This is a genomic window from Gardnerella sp. 30-4 (assembly GCF_001641215.1).
Lineage (GTDB): Bacteria > Actinomycetota > Actinomycetes > Actinomycetales > Bifidobacteriaceae > Bifidobacterium > Bifidobacterium leopoldii.
In genome coordinates this window covers 1-8,221 of the sequence record NZ_LXJL01000041.1, presented here as the reverse complement: position 1 = coordinate 8,221, position 8,221 = coordinate 1, and the positions used below count along the sequence as shown (strand labels likewise).

At 44.7% G+C, this 8,221-nt stretch carries 5 protein-coding genes; 3 read left to right on the top strand and 2 right to left on the bottom strand.

What is annotated here, in order from left to right:
- Positions 1 to 61: 61 nt before the first annotated feature.
- Positions 62 to 2,818, bottom strand: coding sequence for a phosphoenolpyruvate carboxylase (locus tag A5294_RS03155; RefSeq protein WP_064340441.1), 2,757 nt, complete (start codon positions 2,816 to 2,818; stop codon positions 62 to 64).
- 206 nt (positions 2,819 to 3,024) lie between these two features.
- On the opposite strand from A5294_RS03155, the gene A5294_RS03150 reads away from it, so the two are divergent.
- On the top strand, positions 3,025 to 4,746 hold the full coding sequence (locus A5294_RS03150) for a threonine/serine exporter ThrE family protein (protein ID WP_064340440.1): 1,722 nt from the start codon (positions 3,025 to 3,027) through the stop codon (positions 4,744 to 4,746).
- Between the two features lie 98 nt (positions 4,747 to 4,844).
- Here A5294_RS03150 and trpS read toward each other — a convergent pair whose 3' ends face one another.
- Positions 4,845 to 5,936, bottom strand: coding sequence for a tryptophan--tRNA ligase (trpS, locus tag A5294_RS03145; RefSeq protein ID WP_004106132.1), 1,092 nt, complete (start codon positions 5,934 to 5,936; stop codon positions 4,845 to 4,847).
- A 145-nt stretch (positions 5,937 to 6,081) separates the two neighbouring features.
- On the opposite strand from trpS, the gene A5294_RS03140 reads away from it, so the two are divergent.
- Positions 6,082 to 6,462, top strand: a complete 381-nt coding sequence (locus tag A5294_RS03140) for a DUF3073 domain-containing protein (RefSeq protein ID WP_004106131.1) — start codon at positions 6,082 to 6,084, stop codon at positions 6,460 to 6,462.
- 212 nt (positions 6,463 to 6,674) lie between these two features.
- Positions 6,675 to 8,192, top strand: a complete 1,518-nt coding sequence (locus A5294_RS03135) for a formate--tetrahydrofolate ligase (RefSeq protein WP_064340439.1) — start codon at positions 6,675 to 6,677, stop codon at positions 8,190 to 8,192.
- Positions 8,193 to 8,221: the final 29 nt, after the last annotated feature.

Genomic DNA, 8,221 nt, shown 5'->3' with positions numbered 1-8,221 from the left:
AGCCAACGCACAGCTAATAAAGCAGCACGAAGGCTTTTCTTAATCATATAAACTTATAAAATCATCCAGTATTCTGCAAGCCTGCAGCAACACCAGAAACAGTGCAAAGAATAAGGTAGATGAACTCTGCCTGCTGGCTTTCGCTAAGCTCTTCTTTGTCTACCTTGTTGCGAAGCTTGTGTAATGCAAGCGACTGGATTACAGACAGCGCGTCAACATAAGGCGAGCGCACACGAATAGCCTGGCCAAGCACGTGACGGTGCTGCAAAGGCCACTTGTCGTCGACAATTTGCAAAACCCACTTGCGAGTAAGCTGCATTTCTGAAAGTACTTTATCGCTCAAATCTTCACGATCTCCAAGGCTTAAGTACATGCGAGCAATACGCTCATCTGTCTTAGCCAAAGACATCTCAATATTGTCAATAAAAGTACTGAATAGCGGCCACTCTTCGTAAGCTCTGCGCAAAGTTTCCAAGTCACCAAACTTTTCGCAAGCCGTGCCCAAACCGTACCATGCTGCTAAGTTAATGCGCGCCTGAGCCCAAGAGAACACCCACGGGATTGTGCGCAAATCGTCCAAAGACTTCGCACCCAAACCGCGCTTAGCTGGGCGAGAACCGATTGGTAGCAAGCCAATCTCGCTAAGCGGCGTAACCGTGGAGAACCATGGAGTAAAGTCATTCGTTTGCAGCAAGTCGAGGAAGCGCTCATGAGCTGCAACATCAAGTTTTGCAGCCATATCCGCATACTTCTTCGTCATATCAGTGTTAGTTTTCTCAACACTTGGCGAAGACTGAAGCAAAGTTGCAGAAGCAACAGATTCAACGTGACGAATAGCAAGAATTGGATTGCCATATCGTGCGAAAATAACCTCGCCCTGCTCAGTAAGCTTGAATCGGCAGTTGACGGAGCCAACAGGCTGAGCAAGCACTGCACGGTTTGCAGGACCGCCACCGCGACCAACAGCACCACCGCGGCCGTGGAACAGTGTCAAATCAATATCATGCTTCTTAGCCCATTGAGCAATTCGCTCCTGAGCGGAATGCAAAGCAAGCGTTGCGGAAGTAGGGCCAGCATCCTTGGAAGAATCCGAATATCCAAGCATAACTTCCATCTTGCGACCAGTAGCCTTAAGACGAGCTTGCACTTCAGGAATTTTAATAATCTCCTCAAGCACATTTACGGAATTCTGCAAATCTTCAAGCTGCTCAAACAGCGGAATGACGTCGATTGTTGGCGCATCCTGTGGATGAGCGAAAGCAAGACGATTTAGCTCAAATACGTCACGTACATGCTGAGCAGATTTTGCGAAGGAAATAATGTAGCGTCGAGCAGCGCGCATACCGTTGCGCTTTTGAATTGCTCCCAAAGCGCGGAACGTATCGAGTACTTCACGAGTCATTGGCTGAAGCGGACCGCGTTCGCCATGCAATCCATGTTCGCGAATATCTTCCAAAGCACGAGAATGCACGAGAGAATGCTGACGGAATTCCATTTCAACCATGTGGAATCCAAAGGTTTGCGCCTGCCAAATCAAATCCTGCAAAGGACCATATGCAGCACGAGGATCTCCGCCTTCTGCCAAAGAGCGTTGCACAATTTGCAAATCCTCAATGAAATCTTCGCAAGAATGATACATCAAATCCGTATCGCGGCTAATAGTGCGATGCAAACGGTCAGCCATTACAAGCATTACAGCACGATGCGGCTCACTGTTAGAAACATCCGAAGCGTTTTCTGTAAGCTGTTCGCTCATTTCGCGCTGACGATTCCACAACTCAAGCAACTCCACACTTGGAGGCGTTGTGCGCGTTTCCATAGTTAAGCATTTTCCAACTTCGCGAGTACGATTCTCCAAAGCCACAAGCACGTGATCGCTAAACTTTCGAGCGACTTGACGACTCACTTTAGCTGTCACATTAGGGTTGCCATCTCGATCTGAACCAATCCAGCTTCCTGGATGGAAGAATGCAGGGCAACGCGGAGGAACTAATCCAGCCTTCTTGCCAAGCAGCCAATCGTCAAATCGACGATACACGACTGGAATCGTGTCAAACAAAGTAGCGTCAAAAATGTCAAGAATAGTGTCAGCTTCTTCAACTGGAGTTGGCTTCTTCAAAGCAATCGGAGAAGTGCGAAGAAGCGCATCAATTTCGTTATAGAGACGACGATAATTTTCGCGCTTATCAGATCCGCCTAAACGATGATGTTCGCTTAATAATTGCGAAATTCTGCGAATTTTACCTGCAACGGCTTTACGACGAGCTTCGGTTGGGTGCGCAGTAAATACAGGATGGAACTCAAGCTTTGCGAGCAATTCTTTCGCTTCAGCAGGGCTCATTTCAGTAAGCAACTTGTGATAAGCACAAGTTAGTTCATTAACTGGATCAACCGGCAACGAATCTTCAACTTCACATTCACGCTGATGAAGTACAGAAACACGATAATTTTCCTCGCACAAATTTGCCAAGTGGAAATATGTTGCGAAAGCACGAGCTAAAAGCTGCGTATCGTGCAAATTCATTCCGTTGAGCTTGCTAACAGCTTTACTTAAGCCATCATCTGCAGTTACTTTTGCGTCTACCATTTGCGCAAAATGAGCTGCACTAGCTTCTACAGCATTCAAACGCACATCGTCGAATACTGCTAATAATTTTTCATCAAATTCGCCAAGAACATCGCGAAGAATATGCAAGCACAAATCCATGTCTTGCTTAAGTGATGCTGGAAGGTCACGCTCCTCTGGGCCTTTTCGCCCTAAACCAGACGTAACAATAGTTGCGTCTGCCGGAGTAACCTGCTGATTTTCTGTTGCCATCAGACCTCCTTACGCCAGACTAAGGTTGCTTGGTCGTCTGACTTCCGCGGCTCCTCCGCGGTTATGTAGGTCAGAAGTTGCAAGCCCACAGCCTTGTTTCCAGCGAGATACCAAGTTAATTGTGAAACTACCACCGGACGTAGTAAAGAATGCTGATTTATCAACAAAATATAACTCGGCAACGGGGTTGCGTATACTAAAAAATTGTGAGTACAGCAGAGAATAATATTGAGAATAATACACACAACAACAGCATCAACAACTGCGATTGCGATAAGCCTGAAATTCTTTCGACTGGTCATATAGTCGGAAAACCTTCTGGGCGTTTTCATACTCATGCTATTCCACTCGATATGGACGATGTTGAGCGAGATTGGGATAAGCCAGTTACGCAAGCAGGAATTGCTGCGAAATCGAGTATTATTATTCGCGTCGGTGCGCTCGGTTTAGGAGCAGGCACAGGAAGCTACCGAGTTCGCGAGCTTATGCACAGAATCGGCGAACCAATGGGTGTACATGTGCGCGCGGACGTGAATCTCACAGATATTGAAGCAACTTGTACTGATAAGCATGAGCGAATTACTGAAGTTGTAGATCTTCCAACCACAGGTGTTAACACTGAGCGCATTTGGCTTCTAGAACATTTTGCAGATTGGTTTAACGTCAAGCTTGGAAACGATTCTTTATATCACTCTAAAGCTGCTGTTTCTAAGGAATTAGTTGACACATTGCAAGCGAGCGACGACGAACATACCATTGTACAAACAGCTAAGCAGTCTGAAGAAAATGCTACTAAAATTGCAAAAAAGAAAGCGTTGCAAGAAGCTATAAAAAAAGAAAAACCACGCGGCATTTTTGCATTGCAGCCAGAAAGTGCTTACGCTGAACATTTTTCGCACGTAAACGCATCTAATAGTAATGACGAATCTAAAAATGATCATCCTCTTACAGTTAGGGAAGTACACGACCGTCTTGATTTGATTAAAAATAGGAAACCGCTATACAAACCGTGGTTTGCTGGTCTTGCTTCGGCAGTTGCTTGCGCATCCTTTGCGTTCTTGCTTGGCGGCGGCATTTACGACATGATTGGTGCTTTTATTGGTGCAGGAATTGGTCACTATATTCGTCGCAGAATGTTTATGAAGCATCTAAACCAGTTTGTAGTTACATTCGTAGCTGTTGCAATAGGTGCACTATCATGCATTGGGGCTTTACGTCTTATTGGCTTCTTTGACCCTAGCGCGCTCAATCATACAACTGCATATATTGGTTCAGTGTTGTTTGTTATTCCTGGATTCCCTCTTATTACAGGCGGCTTAGATATTGCAAAAATTGATTTCCCTTCAGGAATTCAACGACTGTGTTACACAATGGCGATTATTTTGATGGGAACTCTTGCAGGATGGACGGTTGCAAGCCTTGTACAGCTCAATCCTCAAGGCTTCCCTCCTCTCGGATTAAACCCTTGGCTTAACACAGTTCTTCGACTTATTACAGCTTTTGCCGGAGTATGGGGCTTCTCAGTGCTGTTTAATTCTCCACAACGCATGTGCATAGTTGCTGGCATTATTGGCGCTATTACAGATACTCTTCGCTTAACTATGACAGATTTTGGAGTTGCTGCCGAAATTGCAGCTTTCAGCGGTGCTTTATTGGCAGGTTTGCTAGCTTCTGCTTGGAGAACTATCGTTCGTCACGGATTAGCGCCTCAATATTTGGGTTATCCACGAATAGGTCTTACGGTTCCATCTATCGTAATTATGGTTCCTGGACTTTATATGTATCGCGCAATGTTTTATCTTGGTCAATTCCACACGCTTCCGGCGTTAGACTGGACTTTCCGCGCTTTCATGGTAATTATTTGCTTACCTATTGGTCTTGCTGTAGCACGCGTTATTACAGATAAAAGCTGGCGTTACGACGTGTGATGTTCTAAGTTTCAGCCCGTTAATTTTTAACAAAAAGCCGCTTACAAGTTTTCTTGCGAGCGGCTTTATTTTTTATTACTTTACTTATTGAAATTTAATTAATACTTCATTCCCATAGCATCTCGCACTTGGGAAAGCGTTTCTTCTGCAATAGCATTTGCACGCTTATTGCCGTCATGTAAAATGTCTCGAACAGTATCCATGTCTTTTGCAAGTTCTGCACGACGCTCACGGTGAGGTGCCAAGAAATTATTTACATTTTCAATTACGTAAGCTTTCAATGCGCCAGCACCAGCGTTGCCAATTTCTTCAGCAATCTCTTTAGGATCCCTGCCTGTAACTAAACCTGCGGTAGTAAGAAGCGCAGAAACTTGCGGACGAGTTACTGGATCAAAAGTAATCATCCTCTCAGAATCAGTTGGACTCTTCTTAATTAATTTGGCAGTTTCCTCGGCAGTAGCTCCGAGCATAATCGAATTACCGTAAGATTTGCTCATCTTTCGTCCGTCCAATCCTGGAATTTCAGGAGCATCAGACAAAATTGCTGCTGGCTCTGGGAACACTGGATTCTTTTTTGCGTATCTCTCATTAAAACGGCGCGCAATCGTACGAGTGATTTCAACGTGCGGCAAATTATCTTTACCGATCGGCACAACATTAGCTTTGCAGAACAAAATATCGCAAGCTTGGTGCACTGGGTACGTAAGGAGCAATCCGGTTAAAGCATGTCCAGATGATTCCATTTCCGACTTTACAGTAGGATTCCTGTGTAATTCTGCTTCTGTAACGAGCGAAAGGAAAGGCAACATAAGCTGATTTGCTGCAGGAACTGCGGAATGAGTAAATATCATTGTTTTTTCAGGATCAATTCCGGCAGCCATATAATCCAGCACTAAATTCAAAACATTATCTTCAATATGCTCAGTAGTGTCACGATCAGTAATTACTTGATAATCTGCAATAATAATATTAGTTTTTACTCCGCGCTGCTGCATTGCAACACGCTCACGAATAGATCCAAAATAATGTCCTAAATGCAAACGGCCAGTTGGGCGATCTCCAGTAAGCATAGTAAAAGACGAAGGGCTAGCTTTTAACTTTTCAAGCGTTGCATCTGAACGTTTACGCGCTGCAAGGAAGCTTGCGCTCATCTCATTACCAGCAGCTGTAACCTGTGCTTCTTCCGGCATTTTAGGCTCCTTAATTGTGCGTATTTTTACGCTGAAAATATGGCTTTTATGGTAAAAGTTTACACAGACAATATACTCGGTTGCGGTTAAGTGGTACGCTCTTGTGTGATGAACTGATTGTTACTTAATTTTTAGAGGGGGTCAGATGGGCCGCGGACGACAGAAGGCAAAGCAACAGAAAATTGCCCGTAAGCTCAAATACCTGACGACCGATACGGATTATGACGAGCTTGCTAAGGAACTTAATTCCAGCGAACCCGGACAAGGATCCTTCGATCCATTTGCGTCGAGCGAAAGCTATGAGGAAGATACATATCTTCCAGAAGAGAATGACACAGATCAAGAAAATGATGCCGTTGATGCTTCAAACGAAGATGATTTAGACGAGTATGCCAAGTGGGCTGCGGAAGCAGCTGCAAAAGCCGTTAGCAGCGAAAACTCTTCTACAAACTCGGGAGCGCACACGCCAGTGCATCATCATATCCCTATGCCAATTCCAAACTTCATACACAAACACGACAATTAAAAATTAAATGCCTTCCTAAGAAATGAACTTTTTATTTCACACGGAAGGCATTTTTGTTATCTTTTGTTATTTTGCTATAGACGTTGATAATAACGCGTATAGATATTGCGTGTGGTGGCTATGCTACGAACAAACAATCGTATAGTATGAATCATGTAATTAACATTATCCGCATGCATAGTTGTGCCAATATGCCTATGAAAGAGGGGTACATGAGCATTCTTGATTCATACACTACAACATTCGGTTTGGTTAAAAAAATTGATGCCTTTGGGTACTTGGATTATTTAAAGCAACATCCAGAGGAGCCTAGGAAGCGCGGTAAGGTTCTGCTTGTTACTGCTGATACTCCTTTAAAAGCTTCTCGTGGAGAAGGTAAAACAACTACAACTATTGCGTTAGTTGATGCATTGCGTGAGCGCGGTGTGGACGCAGCTGCAGTTCTTCGTCAGCCAAGCATGGGCATTACGGCTGCTGGTTCTAAAGGTGGTGCAAGTGGTGGCGGTAAGTCTTCGCTTTCTCACCCTGAGTTGATTGACTGGGGCCTGTGTGGTGAAATGGCTGCTATTGCTTGCGCGCAGAATTTGCTTGTGTCGTTTGCGGAAAAAGCAGTCGACGAGGGTGTTCTTGATACTATTTTAGTTCCTCGAGTTAGTGAAGTTCCTTCGCGATCTTTGCGAAGCATTGCTGTTGATTTTGGCAAGGGGACTGTTCCTGAGCGCGTTGTTTTGACGCCAACTTGCGAGCTTATGCAAATCGTAGTGTTGTCGCGCAGTATGGACGAGATTTCTCATCGTGTTTCTTCAATGATTGCTGGCACAAAAGACGGTAAGCCTGTTAAGTTTGGTGAGTTTGTGGATTTGTGGCGAATCACCAATATTCTTGCCGACGCTGTAAAGCCTGCTAAAACTGAGACGATTAATGGTTCTCCAATCTACGTCCATTGCGGCCCGTTTGCGAACGTTTCGCTTGGTATTCCAAGCCTTGTAAGCGTTGAAATGGCTTGCGCTGAGCATGATGTTGTAGTGGTGGAAGCAGGTTATGGCACGGATGCTGGTGCTCAAAAGTGGTTAGATATTGCTGCTCGCGAGTTTGGTGCAAAGTGGCCTGCTGCTGCAGTTGTAGTTACTCGCGCAACTACTTGGCGAGATGACGAAACTTTGGCTTGGCGTTACCCATTCCATGTTTCTCGTTTGGAATCTCTTAATATCCCTACGTTCCCGTTGATTAATTTGTGGGAAGGCGAGGATGATCAAGTGCCTGAATTGTTGGAACAAGCCAAGTCTTTAGGATTCAGAAAGCCTATTGTTGGCAATTTATTCCGCGATGGTGGCGATGGTTTGGCAAATCAGCTGGACGATTTTGTGTCTGCAATAACTGATGATGTTGAAACGAAAGTTCCAGAAAGTCGCAGAGGCCAAGCGCTTTTGGATCGCGTTAACTTGCTGTGTGCAGAAGCTTACGGTGTTCCAACTGAACGTGTGATTGAAAAAGCTGGTTTTGAAGATTCATTATCTGCAGCTGAGGATTTGTGCGCGAATGCTGGCGTTGATTTTAACAGTCTTGCACTAGTTGCTGTTAAATCTCCTGCAACTATGACTGACGACGATCATAAGCCTGCTGAAGAGCGCACTGTGACATTGAAGAAAGTGGAAGTTCACGCTGGAGCTGGAGTTGTGCAGGTAAATCTCACATCTTCACTAACAACTCCAATGCCAAAAATCGTGTGAAATATTAATAGTGTAATTTTCTCTTAAAT

Excerpts from the sequence above, each read along its gene's own strand:
- A5294_RS03155 (WP_064340441.1), bottom strand. The coding sequence starts at position 2,818 with ATGGCAACAGAAAATCAGCAGGTTACTCCGGCAGACGCAACTATTGTT.
- trpS (WP_004106132.1), bottom strand. The coding sequence starts at position 5,936 with ATGCCGGAAGAAGCACAGGTTACAGCTGCTGGTAATGAGATGAGCGCA.
- A5294_RS03140 (WP_004106131.1), top strand. The coding sequence starts at position 6,082 with ATGGGCCGCGGACGACAGAAGGCAAAGCAACAGAAAATTGCCCGTAAG.
- A5294_RS03135 (WP_064340439.1), top strand. The coding sequence starts at position 6,675 with ATGAGCATTCTTGATTCATACACTACAACATTCGGTTTGGTTAAAAAA.